Genomic DNA, 19,599 nt, shown 5'->3' with positions numbered 1-19,599 from the left:
GCCAGCCCCGGACTAGCGCCCTGCCGGGGTCATTTCTTCGGCTGCAGCTGTGCCAAGGCCATTTCGGCATCTTCGCGCAGCTGGCTGTTGGGATGCTTCTTCAGGAAGTCCTCAAACCCGGCCTTGGCCCCTTCCACATCTCCCGCATCGTGCAGGGAAACGGCCTTTTTGAAAGCCCCCAGCTCATCGGCGTCGATGGATGGGGCATTGGTCTCCCCTTTCCAGTAAATATCATCCGCATCGGCCAAGGCACCGCGCACGCCTCCCACCGCGGTGGTGGTGCTGATCTTTTTCTTGGGGGTGAACATTTCGATCTTCCTGCGCAGACGCTCCCATAGCGAGCCACCCTGATTGTCGTCGGCGCTATACGCCGGATGGGCAAGCACCACTCCCAGCAAAACGAACAATGCGACCAGTTTCTTCATGTGAATCTCCTTGATTATCCCGCCAAGCTTCATAACGATACATCCGACTCAAAGTGCATTCAATAGCTCCAGTTCCAGCGCACGATGTTCTTCCTTGACTGCAGGATCCAGCGATTTTGCCTTGATGAATGCGGCCTTGGCTTTCTTGATGTCATTGGTGGCTTTGTAGGCCTTTGCCAGGTTCACCCAGATGTTTGCATCCTTGGGCGACATTTTCGTCGCTTCCAGATAGGCTTTTTGTGCTTCCTGATGCTTGTCTTCGATCATGAAGATGTTGCCGCGGTTGTTCATCGCCGCGGCATTCTTGGGCTCCAGACTGAGCACCTTGTCGAAATACTTCATCGCCTCGGCGCGATCTCCAGCCTTGGCCAGGATGATACCGATCTGCAGGTGTGCGTCGACATCGGACGGGTTCTTCTTGATTGCGCCGAGATAGCGCCGTGTCTTGGTCTGCGAGCTGATCTTCAGCACAGACATGTGGTCGGCGGGGAATCTTTTCTCGATCTCGGCACGGGTTATGTCGCCCTGCTTCAGGTTCGAGGCAGGCAGGCTTGCGGGCTTGTAGGTTTCCCACGACGTATGTACATCGAGCACGGTCAGGCCTTTGTCCTTCCACTTGTAATAAGTCGCCGCGCCATTCTCCCATGCCTTGATGAAGGCATTGCCAAGCAGCGTGGTCTCTACCGGTATCCATAACTGGTTCTGGTAGATCGCGTACATATTGTCCATGGTGTAACCATCGTCATCCGCAGCGATCCCGGTGGAGAACATCATGAACATATGTCCCGGCACCTCCAGCACGCGGGTATTGATCCCCATGCTCTCCAGTGCTGAGGAATAGAGCGCCACCAGGTCATCGCAGTCACCCGATTTGCGTTCCAGCGTCTCGCGCGGGAACTGGACGTAGTCGACGGTATCCGCCTTGCCCGAAGTGATCTGGTAAGGATTGGTCGGGTCAGGGATATAGGTCATGCCGTATACGCCCAGCATGTCGAACACCGCCGCCGACAGCTGTGCCTGGTCCTTGGTTTCCTTGAATTGCGTCACCACCGAACGCACTATGTTCAGTACCGGCGTATCCTTGGGCGTGACGAAAGCGGCATAACGGTCACGATCGTCCCAGGTCAAACGGTGCTTGTCGTAGACGTTGACCGTCGGATTCTTGCTGAAAGTAATGCGCTTGCCGTTCTCGAAATAACTGGCTTCGATCATCGCCTGCACCGCACTGTCCTCGGTGAGCGTGAGGATGCTGTTGTTGAAAACCGCCTTGAGAGGAACTTCTTCGCTCTCTCCGGGCAGCAACTTGTCCAGTTTGGTTTCCGTCGGGAAATCCATGAAATCGCGCAACTGGAAGGTGACCTTGACCCGCTCCATGCTCTTGTTGGTGTTGTTGGTCAATTTGACCCGCCCGATGCCGTCACGCTCATATATCTTGTATGAATTGGAGAACACGTCGCGCAACTGGACCACCTCGATTTCCAGCGGCGGGCGGTTGAATACCTGCGTGGTCGCCTCGACCGGAAACTTCTCGGACTCCGTGCCATCGGTGCTGAAGGTCGAGACGTAGTAGGTATATTTGGTCTCCGGGGTCAATGCATCCTTGATGAATTCCGGCTGAGTGACCTCACCGATCTTGGTGAAAACATCTCCCTCCTTCTGGTAGATGCGGTAACCACCGAAATATTTGGCATCGGCAGCCGCCCAGTCCAGCTTCACCTGCCAGGGCGTGGTCGCCACCTGGACAGCCGCAAGCGTCGGCGGAACGAACTTCGTTGGCAGTGCGCCCGCTATCGGGCTGGTCGCTCCTTCAAAGCCAAAATAGGTCTCTCCGCTGACTCGATAGTAATAATGCGTATCCGCATCCAGGTCCTGGTCGATGAACTGGTTGTTCTGGGTCGTACCGACTTGCACGAACCCGCCGCTCTCATTTTTTGAACGATAGATGCGGTATTGCCTGATATAGGACGCAGTCGCTTCCGCCCAATGCAGTTCGATGGAATGTACCTTGCCCTGCGCCACGACTTGCTGTGGAGCTTCGGGTTTATACAAGGTCGCCAGCACTTGTACCCGCTTGTTGCCACAGTCCGAAACCAGGAAACTGGAGCCGCCTCCGTAAGCGATGGACACGGGGTCGTCAAACGCGCCCACGCCCGAACCTTTGGCACCGAACGAGCGCACCAGTTGTCCCTTGGGGGTGAACACCTTTACCTGGTTGGCATCCAGCACCATCACCTCATCGTTGATGGCGATCAGCGATACCGGCCTGGACAGCTGCCTGTCGCCTTCCTTGTTCTTGCCGCCAAATTCGCCCAACGATTGTCCGGTTGAGGAATACGCCAGTACGCTTCCGCGCGAAGCATCGAGGATGTACAGGTTACCCTGCTGGTCGAATGACATGGCCACCGGCGCGCTGAGTTTTTTTGCGTTGTCCCCGTTCAGGGCATTCAGGAATACGCCGTCTTCCCTGAATATCTGCACGTTATGGTTCGAGCGGTCCGCGACAAACACCATGCCGGAAGCCGATACGGCGATCGCCGACGGGTTGTCGAACTGTCCGGCACCGCTGCCTTCGCTGCCGAAACGCATGAGCACCTTGCCGGTTTCATCCAGCTTCGCGCCCTGGTATTTCTTTTTGTCCAGCACCCAGATCGCGCCGCTCTTGTCCACGGTCACTGCAGAGAGCTGCACGTTATCCAGTTTGATCTCGCTCGCAACCACACCCTTGCGGATGACCAGCAGGCTCTTTTTGTCTTTACTTATTGCATAAAGCGTTTCCTTGCCATCCCAGGCCAGCTGTTCCACCTCCGCCGGAATGCTCTCCAGCCATTTCACCGAGGTTCGCCCTGCCGCCCTGGGAAGAAGTGGAAGCGGCTTGCCCGCCTCGACGACATAGGCATCCACCAGCGATTTCTTGGCATCGCCAACATAGACTTGCTGCGCCTTGTCTACGGCCAGGCCTGACAGACTCTTGAATTGCGCCTTGCCTTCGCCTCCGGAACCGAAGCTATAGGCCAGATTGCCGTCAAAATCGTATTTCAATATGTCGGAACCTGTTTCATCCGCGACATAGATGCCGTCCTCTGCCACCCGCATCGCCACCGGCTTGCCGGTCTTGGGCATGGAGCGGAGATACAAACCATTCGGCCCATAGACCTTGATCGACCTGTCGTCTGCATCGCGCACATAGACGCGCCCCTCCACATCCAGTGCGATATCCGTTGGCTCGCCCAGCTTGTAGGTCTTTTCTTTCTCCGCCGCGCTGGACGGAGTTGCACTCAATGCCAGAGTGGACAGAAAGACGCCATTGATCCCGAACATCTGTATGCGTTCATTGCCGGTATCTGCGACATACACAACACCTTCGTGGACTGCGATCCCCTGCGGCTCGTCAAGTGCGAAATCGCTGTCGAGAGTCCCGCCGGATTTGCTGCCAAAACGCCCCTGATATTTTCCGGTAGCCAGACTGTACATGACCACCTGGTTCGTCTTGCTGTCCACCACATAGATGGTGTCGCTGGCGACTGCGACAGCTTCCGGCCTCTTGATCAGGTCGGTATCGCCACTTTTTGCCGTCAGCTTCATCACTGACTTGCCATCCTTGTCCATCACATCGACTGAGCCGTCCTGTCTGGCGATGTAAAGGTTGCCGTCATATACCCCGAGCAGCTTGTGCAATTTGGGCGCAGCCAGTTCGTTCCGGAAATCGGCCCTGGAAAAACCATTGGTAGTGCCTGCGCCTGCATCGGCGGCATTGGCCGCGGCGCTGAATAGCAGCAATGAAATTACAAAGAGTACGTTTCGCATGTTCCTGCCCATTCCATCAAAGTGATTTCTGTGTTTTCGACATTTCCGGCGTCAGGGCGCCAGGCAATCTGTGGTTACTTCTCTGCACGGTTGAACACCCCATCCCAGTGTTCTTCCGGTGGATTCTTCATGAAATACTCGCATCGCTCAATGAATATTTTACTGGGTTTGTCGTCCGGCACGGTTTCTAGTACCGCGTTAAAAACAGAGCGCGCCTTTGCCCAGGTTTTCGCGCGATACAGCAGCAGAGCTTCCTCGAAATGTTTGGCCGTTTCGACATCCAGCTTGGATAGTCCTTCCAGCGGCTCGTAAATGGTAACAGGCATTTGTTTGCCCACCACGCGTATCTTGTCCAGTTCCCTGTATCGGCAGATATCGCGGGTTTTTTTGTAGGTCTCCTCGCCCACCAGATAATTTATGCCATAGTATTTTGCCGTCCCCTCGAGACGAGCAGCCTGATTGACCGTGTCCCCGATCACGGTGTATTCCATCTTTTTCCCGGCCAGTCCGATATTGCCTGCCACCACCTCGCCGGACTGGAGTCCGCCGCGGATCGTGAAGGGCTCCATCCCTATCGCCAGCCATTTCGCGCGCAACTCATTCATCCGCTGGTTGATCGCCTTGATACAGTCGATAGCCAGCCTGGCATGGTCAGGCTGCGACAACGGTGCTCCCCAGTAAGCCATGATGCCGTCGCCGATGAACTTGTCGATGGTGCCGTCATGCTGTTCGATCACCTGGACCATCGCCCCCAGATATTCGTTGAGGCGCGACACCACCTCCTGCGGAGGGTGCGCTTCGCTGAACGTCGTGAAACTCTTTATATCGGTGAACAATACGGTGACTTCCTTATTGTCGCCACCGATCCTGGCCGCCTCCGGATCCTTTTCCAGGCGTGCCACCAGCTTGGGCGACAGATAGCTGGAGAACATCGAGCGCATCTCGCGCGCACTGCGCTCCAGCACGAGATAGCGGAAACTGCCGCCGACCAGCAGCGCAACGATCGCAGACATCACCGGGTAGATGATGTTGATCCATTGGCCGGCGCTGAACATGTAATTGGTGAACCAGATGTATCCCGACACCAGCACGATCATGGCCGGAATCGCCCCATACAAGTTCAGTCGCGTCGTCAGGAAATATGCCAGCGCTCCAAGCACGATGATGAAGGTCATGTCGATCAGTGCTTCAATGCCGCCCTGACGAATGAAACGTTCGCTGATGATGTCGTCGGCAACGGTGGCATGCAATTCCACTCCCGGTGTATTGCCATTGAAGGGTGTCACACGCATGTCGTAGATACCCAGTGCGGTCGCCCCGACAAACAGGATCTTGCCCTTCAACTCACTGGCGGGGATGCGTCCCTTGAGTACGTCGGCGAACGAATAGCGCGGATAGACGCCCGGTCCGCCCACATAATTGATCCACATCCTGTTTTCGCCATCCACGGGAATCCGGCGATCTCCCAGGGCGATGTCGAAGTCCTCCGCGGCGAATTTTGTCTCGCCCAATGCCAGCATCGCCGCCATCAGCCCCAGTGACGGGATCTGCTTGCCGTCTTTTTCGAGCAACAGCGGATTGCGCCGGATCACGCCATCGTCATCCGGCAGCTGGTTGATATGCCCGACCCCGACCGCGCCGCGCTCGATCTCCGGCAAACTGCGTGTGATGGATTTCACCTGGCCATCCTTGTCGAAATCGAAAGCCACGGCCAGAACCACATTGCCCGCCCGCTTCGTTGCCGCGGCAAATTGCCGGTCATGCTCCGCGCTTTCCGGCTCGGGAAAGAACACATCGAACATCACTGCCTTGGCTTGTGCTGCAGCCAATCTGTCGATCAAGCGCGCATAGTGATCGCGACTCCACGGAAAACGCCCCAGCTCGGCGATACTTTTGTCGTCGATGGCAATGATGCCGATGTTCGGACTGGGCTGGATCGGCCCGCGCATGATCTTGAAGCGCAGGTCATAGGTCTTGGCTTCGAAGGCCTCGAGGAAGGAGTTCTGCGTGTAGTAGAGTATCAATACGACGGAGATGGAAAGGAGCGCAAGCACGAAAGAAAACGCAGCGGTATTTCCGCGTACCAGCAGTTTTTTCCAACTCGGCATTGCGCCCATGCTCTACCCCCCTGACTACGATCCTGGATCAGCTTATGCCATCATCATGCCATAGTCGGTTTTAACAGAGGGCAGAAATGAAAAGACCGACTAATAAAGTCGGCCAGTTTACGGCGTTCAGGATGGAACTGAATCTTTACCTCAAGAATATCGGCCCGCATCCGCAGGTCTATTTGGCAAACCTGGCCTTCTCTTCACGGAACACCGGCCCCCATTTGGGATGTCCTGCCTCTTCGGGTTTCAGCTTGAACTGTGGGTCGACTTCGAGCGCCTTCCTGAATTCGCTCCTGCACTGTACCAATTCGTCGTTGATGCAATGTATGAAAGCCAGATATTTATGCGCTGTCACCTGTTCGGTCTTTGTGGCCAGACCGTCATAGGGAGAGTGGTTCAATAAATGGTTCATTACCAGCGTTGCGGTCGCAAAATCGCCTTCTTCAAAGCTCTTTATGCCGACAACCAGATCCTGATGCGGATCGTTATTCCACAAAACAGTGGTACACGCGCTCAACAAAAGCGAAGCCAGCGACACGATCCATGCTGCCTTTTTCACTTCAGTCCTTGAGTACCAAGTTGATTATCTGTAAGCGCGCGACGCGTTTGGTACTGATTTGCGATGCATTTGGGACAAGCAAAACAGCCGCGCCCCGTTAAAAAGTAGCAAACGGGGGCAACTTTAACAGGCCCAGCGCCCCTACCAGCTTCTGATCACCAACTCCGCCGCTTTACTCCCCTTACCACCACCCACCGTGTAGCTGATCGGCAGGCTCTCCATGTGCAGCCCGGCGAAGGCTTTACGCATCTCTGGGATATCGTTGACGCTGATGATCATCTTGCCCTTGATCGATCTAGCCAGTTCGGCCATGCGGTCATACTGCTCGATGCCGAAGCCTACGCCGTAACCCTCCGTTCCCCAATAGGGCGGATCGCAGTAGAACAGGGTATGGGGGCGGTCGTACTTGGCGATGCAGGCTGCCCAGTCCAGGTGCTCGATGTAGGTCTGGGACAGGCGCAGGTGGGCTTGGCTTAGGTCTTCCTCAAGCCGCAGCAGGTTGAGCCTTGGCGGGGTGGTGGTGGCCGTGCCTAGCGTCTGGCCGCTGACCTTTCCGCCGAAGCTGCTCTTTTGCAGGTAGAAGAAGCGTGCGGCCCGCTGAATGTCGGTAAGCGGGTCCACCGGCGTATCTTGCAGCCACTTGAACATCTGGCGGCTGGTCAGCGACCAGCGGAACTGCCGCACGAACTCGTCCATGTGGTGCTTCACCACCCGGTACAGGTTCACGAGTTCGCCGTTAACGTCGTTCAACACCTCGACCTTGGCTTGCCCCTTCAGGAAGTACAGCGCCGCCGCGCCGCAGAACGGCTCGACGTAACAGGTATGCGCCGGGAACATCGGGATGATGTGCTTGGCCAGCCTGCGCTTGCCGCCAACCCAAGGGATGATGGGCGTGTGCTGATTGTTAAAGATCGGGGTCTGCTTGCTCATGGTGCGCTTCCTTTCGGATAGACGCTCCAAGGCGTTCGGGTTTGGCGCTCTCGGCGCTCACCTGGTTCAAAGTGCCGCAGCGCGGACACTTTATTGCCAACCGGGTGTATTCCCCCTCGGCCAGCTTTCTATTGCACTTGCCACATCTAACCGTTTCCATCAAGCCATGCCTCGCGTGGTAGCCTCAGCACGCTGCTCGCGAGCAGTGCGGTGCCTTGGCTTAACGCAGGCTACATCTGCGGGAGGTGGCCACTGGTGGTGTTAGCGCACCTCCAGCGGTCGCACCGTCTTTTTATATGGAATGCCAGCCCATCAACCACCGCAACAAATCACACGGCGAAGGCGGTGCATCGCCGGGTTTCCACGGCGTTTCGCCGCCGCACTCCCATATATCGTCGTTGATCGTCTCCGAGCAGATCTTCCCACCCGCGTTGCGCGTGCTCTTGCCCACCAGGTGATACAACCATCGCAGCGAGAACAGCAGATAATCGACGAATCCGTACACATTCTCATCGCTGGTGAGCTTCTCTTCCAGATACTCAACGGTGACCTTGCCGGGCGCATCAAACAGGGCAACCTGGTCCTGCGGGTAATAAGGCCACTTGCGGCGGCGGCGCAGCAGGTTCATGTCATACATTCGCCCGCCTTCCTCATCCACCCACACCACGTGGTAAGCCGCACATCCGGTGAAGAACTTCGTCAGGCGGCCCGATGGCTTGTCACCATTGATGATGATGCCGAGCTTAACCATCACACCCCCTGCGGGAAGACAGCGGGCCAGCTGGCCGAGAAGTTGTATGCCGCCGGATCTGCCGCCGCCTCCATCGCGATTCGGTGGCCTTCGGCCGCCGTGTGCGCGCGCTTGTCCAGCACCTTCACCGCCGCCACGATATCCAGCGCAAGCTGCACCGTCATCGGCACGAACGAGCCGGACATGGTCTTCCAGATAACCGGCGAGCCGTCGATCACGAGCTGGTCTGTTGCTGCCGCGCCCGCCGCCAGCATATCGCGCGCCTCATCCTTCAGGCCGAGCTGCTGGATGCGGCTGGTTTCGTCGGAGTGGAACCAGCTCGCGCCGACCTGCACGCCTCCGCCCATCACCACGATGCGCCTGGCTTTGATCTTCTCCCATGACGAACGCTTGCTTTCCATCAAATCCAAAACCCAGCTATTGCCAACAAAAACATGCTGTGGCGATGGTCTTTGAGCGACTTCAATATCTTCCCCGGCCGCTTTATCGCCTTCGTAGTATTTCCCATTCCCGATATAGAACCCCATGATCACCACCCCCTCGACGCAACAAGTCGTCCATAACCAGATGCCGTAGGCAAATCAGCTGCGTAGTTCGTATTTGCATTCACAGTCACAGATGTGTATTCGGTCTTCATCTTTACCGTGTTCCTGTCGGTTTGTTCGATAAGGCATCCGTGGCCACGGGCACCATCGCCGTCAGGGTTCCATGCGGCCTTAAAGGCAGGCAACCCGTTTGCGTTTTTAGATACAAACCCATCGACAGCATTTGCCACTACGCCGAGATTTGCCGCTTTTGAGTATGTGGTCGTGGTTGCAATTGCGAACCAGCCGGAATCGTATCTGCCCATCAGCGCATACCACACGAGCGCCGTAACCACTCCACCCGCCACCGTCACTTCGCCCACAAATACATCGTATGCCTGGGCGGCGGTCGCTCCGTTTCCAACCTTCATTGTCATTTCCTGAACATTGAAGGTGCGCTGCCCGTTCGTGGTGGAATAAGCGCCACCCCACTGATACACAGGGGCAAGCGCGGTTGCGAACGGTGTGCAGGTGCCGTCTGCATTGATAGTCAAGCCAAGATACATGGTGCCATTGGTCGATAGCCCGGTCCATTGCGGGTTCACAATTGAACCAGTTCGGTTGGCGGCGGCAAATGCAGCCGTGGCTTTGAGTGTGCTGGCCGCTGTTACTGTTGTTCCGCCAGTAGCACCGCCGAAGCTTGAATAGCCGCTAGTGTCGACGTTGCCGGATAAGACGGTCTGACGAACAGGCGGAGAAAATATGGAATCAGCCATAGCTCGGGGGTAATAGAGCGAATCCGCCGCTGCCTGGCTCAGCGCCTGAGAAGTGACCAGCTCGTTGATCATGAACTTGTTCAGCGCCTGCACATAGGTCGCGGCGATGATGGTTTCCGCAGGACCGTCGCCGTTGGCCAGCGCGCCGCCCACGTCGTTCACCAGCCCAACAGCACCCGCACCGGCATCCAGCGTCGACGCGCCGGTGACGGAGTTGACGATGCGGAAGCGCACGGTCATGCCGTCGACATAGGCCGAGATCGGCGGGTCGAGGGCGATGACGTAGGCGTTGGCGACGCCGGTGTCCAGGGCGTAGTTGCCCGCCTGGATGTCGATCATGCGTTTGATGGCTTCCCTCATTTGCGCATAGCTCCCGGCATCGAGAGCCATACCCGCCCCCTCGATCACGTTGGCGATCTCTTCCTGGACATGGTTGCACCAGTCCGCGTTGAAGTCGGTCGGCGGTGTACTTGTGGCCATGTCGCCGTTCTGGAATCCATGCTTCCCTATGCCAAAAAGGTTCAGGACTTTGGTTAGCGTCGAAATTCGTTGCATATGTCTCTCCTGTTATACGTAGTTGAACATCACGCGCGTGTGCGCTGGCCGGTCTTTATTGATCGCCATCTCAAGATTGCTGTACCCCCAAGAACCCAGTGCCGAGTTGCAGTTGCTGTTGCAGTTGGCCGCGAAATACCCGCCCAGGGCTGGCACGTTCATCGTCCACACGAACAGGTCCGCCTCGCTATACAGCGCGTCATTGCAGTTGCCGTTGCAGTTGGCTCGCTTGTACTCGGTGATGGTGGTACCGGGGAATCCGAGCTTTTCGGCGATGCCGATGAAGTAGGGCCGTGACTGGCTGCCGTGCGAGTAATACTTCGCTCCTGCCGCCACCCGGCGCTGCTCAACACTCAATCCCAAGGCAGACAAGCCGAGCACCCGCTCCCAGTCGTCCAATGTCGCCGCCGCCGTGCGCGGGTCGATCTCGTTCAATATCGAATCGGCAGAGCGCAGGGCTTCATCGAGCGCATTTCCCTCTGCCACCAACTCGGCAGAAATCACCGGCCCATTCGGGTCATAGGCGACGGATGGGAGTGAACGCTTTAGAAGTTCGGCGTGGTTCATGTCAGCGCAATCGAACCCAATGTACCAAGCTCAGAATGAGCTGAGTCAGCCAGGATCAATACGTTCGCGTTCGGGCTGGTCAGGCTCACGTCCACCACGCCCTTTATGCTGGTGATGAGCGCCTCGATCTTCACCTTACGGACGGTCTCGCCGACATCCAGTGTGGCGAAATAGGCTTGCAGCACCGCTGTGATGCTGGCGGTGGCATCGACCAACGTCACACCATCCAGAGCCAGCGCCCCGGCGATGTTTACCGGCACCAGCGTCGGAGCCATCGTTATCAGGTCCACACACGCCGGGCGCTGCGTTTCGATATAAGCCAGCACATCAGCGAGCAGCTGCGCCGATGGCAAACCACCAGATGTCTCGACAACAACATCAACGCCGTTCGGGACGCGCCGCTGGGTAAATACGTAGGCATCGGTCACGCCCGACACCTCCATTGCCCAACGGAAATAATCATGCGGTGCGCCGCCCATCGGCGGCATCTGCATATCGAACAACACCCGCGCCAGCAGTGCCTGCGGGGTTTCGATCTCGGTGCCGCCCGTCATGCTGACGATGGCCGCCTGGGATTGCACACCAGACGGTGCAGCGCTCAGCGTCAACGCGGTATCAACGATCTGGTTACCCGCCGCCCCGGCAAGCGATGCCTTGGCGGCGACCACCGCCGTACCGCCTGCGCCAATCACGCCGCCGGCGGTTGTAACGAAGGCGGTACCGTTCACGGTTTTGGCTTCCGTTCCAAGCGGAACAGCGCTGCCGACCACACCGGAGAAAAGTACAGTGCCGGTCGAAAACGATGCTGCCTTGCGCGTGATACCGCGCGGATTGGCGTGTCGCGCCTCCAGGATATCCACATCGGCGGTGTCTGCGAATACCTGCCGCATGATCCATTTCTGGTGCTCGTACAGCCCTTCGACTGCGTTGCCAGATGCATTCGCGCGAACGTAGAAGTCGGAATCCTCGCCGACGTATGCGGCGTGGTTCTGGTTGGCGATATCGCGCAGGATCTGATCGCGTACCTGCCTGTAGTCCTGTGTAGGAAAAGTCATCGTTAAACCACCTTGACTGGATGCTTGAAAGTTAACGTTTCGCCGCTGGCCGCAACGACCTCGAACAACAGGTACAGATGTCCGTCATTCGGCTGCTCTGATGTCACCGTGATGCTGGTCGCCCGACCTGATTCAAGGATCGGGTCAAGCGCTTGTTTGGCGTATTGAGTGGCGAGCTTCGCCACGCGCACCTTATCCTTTTCGCGCTCCAAGGTGTACAGCCTGCTGCCCAGCGTTGGCGCTTCCCAGTAGCTTCCCAGGGGGACAGTCAGCCGCAAATAGATCGAGTTAAGCAGGCCGTTGGCCGGGTCTCGCTTGATCGCGCCGTCAAGCAGCACGTAATCGCGGGTCAATGGATCGATCAGGGCATCCATCACATATGTCCTATCGGCGCAGCAGCAGTGCTGCCAGAAACGGCCTGCTCATGCGTGTTGAACACCTCGCGCATTCCGGCCATGCTCTTGTCGTTGTGGTCGCTGATGTCGCCCTGGGCGACGATGTTTCCCTGAACCGCAAGGTTTCCGCTCATAGTCGTTTGCGGGCTGTCGATATCAACACCGACCGACGAAACCAGCTGCATGCGGCGGTTCGCCTTGAGCAGCACTTGATCGCCCCACTGGTTGTAGATCGCCGTCTCGCCACTTTCGAGGTTTTTCAGGCGATAGGTGCCGTGCTCGGTTGCGATGATGATGCCGTGCCCCGTCTTGCCACCAAGTGGCAGCAGGATGAACATCGAATCTTCAGGCGGATTGCTGGTGTAACCGAACTGCTGGAACATCTCGGCACCTTGCACCTGTTCGCCCTTGACGCCTTCGCCCTGGACAAGCTGCACCGCACCCGCCGCCTTCACCAGCGTCACCACGCCACGGAAGGCTTGGCGGATGCTGGCCAGCTTGCGGCTGATGCGCTCGTCGATCACCTTGATAGGGTTCATCATGTCGCAGCTCCGCTCACGTCGATGATCTCGCCGGGCATGGCGTTCTTGCCACGGCGGTGCGCCTTTTTATGCGGGCGGGCGTTGATCAGCCACATGCCGTCTTCCTTCAGCGTCAGCGCAGTGCGCGTGCCGTCTTGGCGGTTACGGTTGAACTTGCGGGCCATCATGAAGAACACACCGTCGATCTCGTGCGGCTCAGAGATCACATGGACGCGCTGCATCGGCTTCCATAACTGGCCGTCGGAGGGCTGGCCAGGGGCGACGATGCGGTGCCCTTTCACCAAGGCAGAAAGGGTGAGGCCGCTCAAGCGGCTATCGGTGATGATCTTGCGCGCGCGGTCGCGGCACATCGCCACGCTTTCGCAGTCGTGATCGATCACGATCTTGGGGCGATAGCGCGGCACGCCTTCATCAACCCATGATCCCTGCAGCGCGTTCCGCCCTTGTTCAGTTTCGGTGCCTGCCGCCTGGCCGTACACCGTCACCTTGGAATACCGACCGTGCATGGACTCGTGCTTATTCAGGCTGATCAGATTGTTTCCATCGCCAGACTTGCGCAGGATCAGCGTCGCGACGATGGGAGTCGAATAATCCGGGCCGCCGATCACCAGCGTGCCGTCCGGCTCGAACCAAGGCCACAGCCCGTTCGCCTCTGCCGCACGGGCCAATGCATCCCAAGCGGTGTCGCCCGGCTCAACGCTGACTTTCTCGCGGGTGCGGGTTGCATCGGCATCGATGCGAATCGCCTTGATGCCGAACAGGCTGGTGATTTTTGCGGCAATTTGTTTCAGGCTCACCAGCTTGGCCGTGAAGATCGGCGCGGAGCAGTCAACCAGGTCGGCGGCCATATCCCGGCCAGAAAGGCTAAAAGAATGGCCCGTTTTGCTAACAGGATGGTCCGGATCGTCCACATAGCCGGTCATCACCACCTCGCCGCCGACCAGCACTTTAACGGGCGCACCAGCCGCCACATCAGCCGGTATCTTGCCGTTGACCATACCCATCGAGACAGACCATCCATCGGCAGGCGTCAGCAAGTCCGAGTCAATCTCGTAACTCGACCAATCGCCGTGCACCTTGCCGCCGATCAGCAGCTCAACGGTGTCATCGGGCGTAGGCATTGACGCTGTCTCCGGTGTTGACGAACGGGCTGCGTGCGCCGTTCAGGCGATACAGCTCCGGCGCGCGAGTGTTGTCGCCGTACCACAAGTGCGCCAGCAGACGCATGTTGCCCGGCGCATCTGCTGCACGCTGAATAAGCGGCGGACGCGCAGCGATGACCGCCCGCGCCGCCTCCTGAACCGCCAGCCCTTGGCCTTTCAGCGGTTCTGTGATCGTTCGGCTCTGCTCGATGCCGTAAGTGATGCGCGCCTGCTCGATGGCGTTCTGGATGCTCGTGCGGGCCGTGTTGCTGATCGCCTCAATCTCGTCGGGTTGCAGGGTAGGCGTAACGGATTCGCTGGCCAACACAAAGCTGGCCGCATTCGCCAGCCCGACAGCGGTGTTGACCTGCACCGTCAGCGCGATAGCTGCCACAGCCTGAGTTTCGGATGGGAGCGTGGTCGATGTAACTTGTGCGGGGGCGACTGCAGGCGGCGAACTGAAGATCGAGAAGGCATGAAGGTCGCTCTGGATGCTGGCCCAGTCCGCTTCGAGCTGGTCACCCCACAAACGCACATCGAGTGCGCCGTTCACCAGCGCCGAGATATCGTTACCCCATGCGCGCGGATACGCCAGCACATCCATGCCGGACAGCAACGTGTTGATGAAATCCATGCCATACAACAGCGGCCCGGTCATCGCCTCGCGCAACGTATCCAATGGGGCCAGCGGGCTGTAGGCTTGCAGGCGCTCGATCAGCTTTGCCGCAGCCTCAGATGCCGAAACAGTCGCAGCAGCACCCTGCTGGGTGATGGCTTCCGCCTTTTGTGCGGGGAGGGCTTTCTCGAAGAACGATCCGCCCGGCGTCGATTCGATGAACTCGATAGCGACAGTGGCGTAGTCTGGATTCTCGGCGTCGTGATGCACCGGGTAGCGTACCGGCTGGGCGTTCTTGATAGAACCGAACACAGGATGAATGAACTCGCCAGCGCCAGGCTGATCCATCGCGTCCAGGAACTCCTGCAGGCGCGTTTCGTAATCATCACCATAGAACACCGCCTCAAGACTAATGCGGCGCGCACCGCGCCCCATATCCTCGACATCCGAGCCATTCACATACGGGTAAGCGTGTTCGACAATGGATCGCGGGGCATCATCGTCAGTCTTCACGACCTCGAATTTGATACCCCGAAAGGATGCGTCCAGTAATTTGTCTTCCCAAGCCATGCGCGGAATTTACGCGCGCGCGCGGGGGCAGTTAAGGCGGAAGCGTTTCCGCCATCAATAGCGGGATGAGGTTCTGGCGTTGCGCATGTTGACTGCCTGGGCGATCTGCTCGCCGTCCAGGTTCAATGTGACGTTGAGCGCATCCTGCGCCTCTTTGTTGCCCAGGCTGGCCAGCACAGTCGCAATCGCACCGCCCAGGTTGTTGGCGAACTCGGTCTCATCGATGGCGTTGTACAGCAGCGTGCCCAGCCCGTAGCCAGCCGCTCCAGCACCCGCCACAGCAGCACCCGCGCCGGAAAGCGCCATTGCGCCGCCGCGCATCGCCAGGCTGCCCGCACCGGCAGCCAGTCCGCGACCTTTCGAGAGCAACCCCGTCAAACCGCCGCCTTTCCCGCCCAACATGCTGGTCAGGCTGGCCGCGCCGCTGGCGACGGCCAGCGCAGTCAGCGCGGTCGTGGCCGCTACCGTGGCAGCGGTGAGCATCGGATACTGCTGCGCCATCGTGGTAAATCCATCCGCCACCGCCCCGACCAGCGGCGTTAATTTCTCGAAAGCGTTTTGAGAAGCGATATCCTTTTCGTTCGCGGCCTGCTGCACCTTGAAGCCCGCCTCTTCGGCGATCACAGCGTAGTTCTTTTCCGCAGCGCCTTCACCGGCCAGCGTCTTCTTCTGCACGTCGGACATGTAGCCGCGATTGCCCATGATGCCGACCAGCGCCATCAGCGCCTGGCGATCCTGCACCATCTGGCCGATGGCCGAACCCTGCAAAATGTCCGCCTGCGATTCCAGCACGCCACGCCGATCCGCGCCGGTGGTCGTCTTCAGCTTCGCCTGCAGCGCCTGAAATTCCGCATTCTTGGCGACTACACTATCCACCACGCCCACAAAGGCATCGAGCGAATCCATACCCTTGCCACGCGCTGCCGCCAGCGTGCCGGACAGGTTGATGCCCATGCGCTGCGCGTCCACGGCAGTGTCGCGGCTGTTGATCTTGGCCAGCAGGTTGACCAGGTTGTTGCCTGCCTCATCCTTTGTGCCGGCAGTGATCGCCGACGCCTGGTTGGCCGCGAGCAGCTTCGCCATACCCGAGGTACCTGAGATCCCGGACAGCTTCGCCGCCGCCATCTGCTGCGGCAGCCACTTCGCCATGTCTTTCAGCTCGAAGCCGCCCTGTTGACCGGCAGTGATCGCCATGTCCAGGATCTTGCCCATCTCGCCCGGCTTGATACCCATCGTCTGCATGCCACGGATGCCGATCTGCGCCAGCTCCCCGGCATCGGCACCAGACGCGGTCGAGGCGCGCATCAACGACGGCAGCATGCCCATCGAATCCTTGGCCGACATCGCGCCCGAGGCGATCAGCGTATCCAGCGCACCGGCTGCGCTCTCGCGCGTGCCACCGCCGTGGCGCACAGAGGCGACGACAGCCGCGTCCAGTTCGCGCTTGCCCATGATGCGGCCCAGCGTGTTGCGCTCGCTGAAGGCGGTGTTGGACATCTGCGCCAGGCGCATGCCGTAATCCATCGTCTGGTTGATCGGCTTGGACATCACATAGCCGCCAGCCATCACCCCGGCCGCAACGCTCGCGCCGGTCTGCAGGCCACGCATAGCGCGCTGGCCCAGCGAATACTTGCCCATCTCGTTGTTGAGTTCGCGGATCTTGCTGCGGGCCGCATCGGCGGCGCGCGCCTGGTCCCGCATCGACATCGTGCCGGATTTAGCCAGGCGTTCGTAGGCGGCCTGCGTGCGCTGGATTTCGCGCTGGATGTCATGCTCGGAGCGGATGCCGAGCTTGGCACCCGCATCGCGCGTCTTGTGGTACTGGGAGACCGTCTTGGTGAGGCTGGCGGTGGCCTTGTTGGTCTTATCGATGCCAGACTGGATGTCGCGCTGGGCGAGGTTGAAACCGCGCGACGCCATGTCGCGCAGTCTCATCACCAGGGAAAGTTCGTAGTTCTTGCCGCTCATGGCTTTTTGGTCTTTCTGTGGCCCTTGAACCGCCGGGTAGTAGTGCCTTGCGGAGGCTTGGCACCGGAGACCACCGCGATGGTGGACAGATGCGATTCGATCTCTGCCTCGGTCATATCAAGCACCTTGTGAGGATCGAACCCGGCACGGGCGAGCAGCACCTGTGCCTTGCGAACGGTGCTTAGCTGCTGCTCAGCGCGTCGAGCTTTTTTTCAACCTCATCCGAAGCGGCCTCCAGCACCATCGCATCGCGGTCGAGCAGGCCCAACAGCAAATCGTAGGTGACCAGCTCCTGATCCAGCCCCTCAAAGCTCACCCGCTGCGCCATCGTGGCATAGCGCAGCGTGTTGCCGTTGGCGGTCGCTGCATCACCACCCAAAGACTGGGCGGCGTTGATCGAGTCGCGCAGCGTACCGGGACGGATGGAGAAGTCCTTGAAGCGCTTTCCATCCACCAGGATGCCGATGGGCAGCTTGCTTTTAACGGTCAGGTCGGTCATTTCGGATCGACCTTACGCAGGCAATACAGGCTCACATCACGCACCATCTCACCTTCGAGCTGGTAACGCGAGCCGACGCTGGTCACGTTGCTGTCCTGGTACGTGGTGCGCTTGGTCGGGTTTTCGACCGGGTAGATCACGATCTGCGCGTCCTTCATCGTGCGCCAGTTGAATTCGCCGGTGGCCGGAGCCGGTGCGGTGATCTTCATCTCGACGGACTCGCTGCCGTTCACGCTGCCTTTTGCGCGTTTGGTGCGGTTCATCGTCTTGACCGGACGACGCCCGGTGGTAACGGTATCGTCGAAGGAAACGACATCCACTTCCACGCCGTTGATCTCGACGACTACCTCGCCATCATATTCAATTCCCATGTTCTAACTCCTCGTTGGGTTACAGCAACAGATCGATGCGGCCAGCGAACACATGCAGGCCGTTCACCACGTCCACCGGGATCTTCGCATCCAGGCGATTCGGGTCCTGCAGATCGCGCTCGACGATCACGCCATCCGCGTTGTCGTCCACCAGCTCGACGATCTCCAGATCCTCCAGCTTGTAGAGCACGTCCAGCAGCTGGTCCCTGACCTTGGGCGCGGTGCGCTCGGACAGCTTCTCGCGCGGGAAGCGCAGCGCGATCCGCTCGCGGCACGCCTTGCGCACGTAATCCAGCGTGCGGATGGTGGTCAGATCAAGCAGGCTGATGTCCGGCACGCTCTGCGCGTCCAGCGTGTAGGTGGTCACGGCGCGCACGATCTGCACCTTCTCGCCGGGGCCGACTTCAAGCGGGGTCACGCCGTTGTTCAGTGCGCTCTCCTGTTCGGTGCGGCTCAGCTGGTCGGCCAGCGCCGGGGCGGTGATGCCCACCAGCTCCAGCGTGTTGAGCGGACGCGCCGGATCTTCCTCGCCAGCCACGACCGCGCCGTAGGCAGCGGCCAGCTCGCAGGGTTGCTCAGGCACCTTGAGGTTGGGGCCGGAGATACGCCCGGCGTTGATCTGCCCGGCCAGCGTGGTGGCGGCGGCCAGCGTGCCGGTGTGGCCATAGATACCGATGCAGCCACGTTGCTCCAGCGAGCCGGATACGCTGTCCAGGTGCGTGCGCAGGGCGGTCAGGCTGGTCTGATCGTTCCACGCGCTGATGATGATGTTGTGACCGGCGGCAAATACCGTCGCCAGAGCGGTGGCCAGCGTCGGGTCGGTTGCACCGTTCGCCATCGCCACGACAGCAGTGGTCACACCCTCTGCAGTCACAGCCGCCTCGATCTTGATGTTGTTGCCCTGGGTGCCCTTGTTCTTGGCAGTCAGGGTAACGACGCCCAGCGCGGCCGCAGCCGTCACCGGCAGATCCGGCTGCAGGGCGACTTGTGCCGCGACCGCAGCAGCCATCGCCGTGGCGGTGTCGGTCGCGGCGACGGCGATCTGCACCGGCTTGCCTGCCACCTTCACGGTCAGCACGCCCGCCTTGGTTGCAGGGCCAGTCAGGGTGACCGTTCCGGCTGCCAGCACGCCCGCGCCCGCATCGTCCATCGCAATGGCTTGCAGCGACAGATAGGGGTTGGCCTTGATCGCGGCACGGCACATCATGTGCAGCTGCGAGCCGTTGCCGAAATAGGTGGCGGCTTCCGCATCCGAGAACACGTCCGTCAGCACATTGGCAGCCACGGTACCGGCGGCGATGCGCTGACCGATGACCAGCACCTTCTGCAGGTTGCCCGGCAGCGTGCGCACCGCCAGCTTGGTGTTGAACTCAAAATATTTGCCCGGCTTGCGGATGCTGGACGGAATGGTTTCGAAGCTGATGTTCTTGCTGGCCACG

Annotated in this window: 19 protein-coding genes; all 19 read right to left on the bottom strand. The window is 59.3% G+C overall.

All coding sequences use genetic code 11. The features are described from left to right. Positions 1 to 29: 29 nt before the first annotated feature. Entirely contained in the window at positions 30 to 425 is a 396-nt protein-coding gene (locus tag SLIT_RS01245) for a tetratricopeptide repeat protein (RefSeq protein WP_013028395.1), read from the bottom strand. Positions 426 to 473: 48 nt separating this feature from the next. Then, positions 474 to 4,229 (bottom strand): tetratricopeptide repeat protein, encoded by a 3,756-nt coding sequence (locus SLIT_RS01240; protein ID WP_013028394.1) that lies wholly within the window; start codon positions 4,227 to 4,229, stop codon positions 474 to 476. Positions 4,230 to 4,303: 74 nt separating this feature from the next. Further along, a complete protein-coding gene (locus SLIT_RS01235) occupies positions 4,304 to 6,346 on the bottom strand; it encodes a CHASE2 domain-containing protein (RefSeq protein ID WP_013028393.1) in 2,043 nt (680 codons plus the stop codon). 169 nt (positions 6,347 to 6,515) lie between these two features. Further along, a complete protein-coding gene (locus tag SLIT_RS01230; RefSeq protein WP_013028392.1) occupies positions 6,516 to 6,899 on the bottom strand; it encodes a TssQ family T6SS-associated lipoprotein in 384 nt (127 codons plus the stop codon). Between the two features lie 141 nt (positions 6,900 to 7,040). Continuing rightward, on the bottom strand, positions 7,041 to 7,829 hold the full coding sequence (locus tag SLIT_RS01225; RefSeq protein ID WP_013028391.1) for a DNA adenine methylase: 789 nt from the start codon (positions 7,827 to 7,829) through the stop codon (positions 7,041 to 7,043). Beyond that, complete coding sequence (locus tag SLIT_RS16370) at positions 7,804 to 7,989, bottom strand: Com family DNA-binding transcriptional regulator (protein ID WP_013028390.1); 186 nt, start codon at positions 7,987 to 7,989, stop codon at positions 7,804 to 7,806. The genes SLIT_RS01225 and SLIT_RS16370 overlap by 26 nt, the downstream gene beginning before the upstream one ends. Before the next feature lie 132 nt (positions 7,990 to 8,121). Further along, positions 8,122 to 8,580 (bottom strand): hypothetical protein, encoded by a 459-nt coding sequence (locus SLIT_RS01220; protein WP_013028389.1) that lies wholly within the window; start codon positions 8,578 to 8,580, stop codon positions 8,122 to 8,124. Further along, complete coding sequence (locus SLIT_RS01215) at positions 8,580 to 9,107, bottom strand: DUF4376 domain-containing protein (protein WP_013028388.1); 528 nt, start codon at positions 9,105 to 9,107, stop codon at positions 8,580 to 8,582. The genes SLIT_RS01220 and SLIT_RS01215 overlap by 1 nt, the downstream gene beginning before the upstream one ends. A gap of 2 nt (positions 9,108 to 9,109) precedes the next feature. Then, the gene (locus tag SLIT_RS14995; protein ID WP_013028387.1) at positions 9,110 to 10,435 is read right to left on the bottom strand and encodes a hypothetical protein; all 1,326 of its coding nucleotides are present in this window, start codon (positions 10,433 to 10,435) and stop codon (positions 9,110 to 9,112) included. Positions 10,436 to 10,447: 12 nt separating this feature from the next. Then, the gene (locus tag SLIT_RS01205; protein WP_013028386.1) at positions 10,448 to 11,002 is read right to left on the bottom strand and encodes a YmfQ family protein; all 555 of its coding nucleotides are present in this window, start codon (positions 11,000 to 11,002) and stop codon (positions 10,448 to 10,450) included. Then, positions 10,999 to 12,057, bottom strand: a complete 1,059-nt coding sequence (locus tag SLIT_RS01200) for a baseplate J/gp47 family protein (protein ID WP_013028385.1) — start codon at positions 12,055 to 12,057, stop codon at positions 10,999 to 11,001. The genes SLIT_RS01205 and SLIT_RS01200 overlap by 4 nt, the downstream gene beginning before the upstream one ends. A gap of 2 nt (positions 12,058 to 12,059) precedes the next feature. After that, a complete protein-coding gene (locus SLIT_RS01195; protein WP_013028384.1) occupies positions 12,060 to 12,431 on the bottom strand; it encodes a phage GP46 family protein in 372 nt (123 codons plus the stop codon). After that, on the bottom strand, positions 12,431 to 12,994 hold the full coding sequence (locus SLIT_RS01190) for a phage baseplate assembly protein V (RefSeq protein ID WP_013028383.1): 564 nt from the start codon (positions 12,992 to 12,994) through the stop codon (positions 12,431 to 12,433). Before SLIT_RS01190 ends, SLIT_RS01195 begins: the two co-directional genes overlap by 1 nt. After that, entirely contained in the window at positions 12,991 to 14,115 is a 1,125-nt protein-coding gene (locus SLIT_RS01185; protein WP_013028382.1) for a phage baseplate assembly protein, read from the bottom strand. Before SLIT_RS01185 ends, SLIT_RS01190 begins: the two co-directional genes overlap by 4 nt. Continuing rightward, on the bottom strand, positions 14,099 to 15,322 hold the full coding sequence (locus SLIT_RS01180) for a DNA circularization protein (protein ID WP_013028381.1): 1,224 nt from the start codon (positions 15,320 to 15,322) through the stop codon (positions 14,099 to 14,101). The genes SLIT_RS01185 and SLIT_RS01180 overlap by 17 nt, the downstream gene beginning before the upstream one ends. A 54-nt stretch (positions 15,323 to 15,376) precedes the next feature. Further along, positions 15,377 to 17,290 (bottom strand): phage tail tape measure protein, encoded by a 1,914-nt coding sequence (locus tag SLIT_RS01175; protein ID WP_013028380.1) that lies wholly within the window; start codon positions 17,288 to 17,290, stop codon positions 15,377 to 15,379. Positions 17,291 to 17,471: 181 nt separating this feature from the next. Continuing rightward, a complete protein-coding gene (locus SLIT_RS01170; protein ID WP_013028378.1) occupies positions 17,472 to 17,789 on the bottom strand; it encodes a hypothetical protein in 318 nt (105 codons plus the stop codon). Then, on the bottom strand, positions 17,786 to 18,160 hold the full coding sequence (locus tag SLIT_RS01165) for a hypothetical protein (RefSeq protein WP_013028377.1): 375 nt from the start codon (positions 18,158 to 18,160) through the stop codon (positions 17,786 to 17,788). The genes SLIT_RS01170 and SLIT_RS01165 overlap by 4 nt, the downstream gene beginning before the upstream one ends. A 19-nt stretch (positions 18,161 to 18,179) precedes the next feature. Continuing rightward, positions 18,180 to 19,598, bottom strand: a complete 1,419-nt coding sequence (locus SLIT_RS01160) for a phage tail sheath subtilisin-like domain-containing protein (RefSeq protein ID WP_013028376.1) — start codon at positions 19,596 to 19,598, stop codon at positions 18,180 to 18,182. Position 19,599 lies beyond the last annotated feature (1 nt).

It is taken from the genome of Sideroxydans lithotrophicus ES-1, from assembly GCF_000025705.1.
Lineage (GTDB): Bacteria > Pseudomonadota > Gammaproteobacteria > Burkholderiales > Gallionellaceae > Sideroxyarcus > Sideroxyarcus lithotrophicus.
Note: the sequence above shows the minus strand (reverse complement) of the source record. Positions and strands in the feature narration are given on the sequence as shown.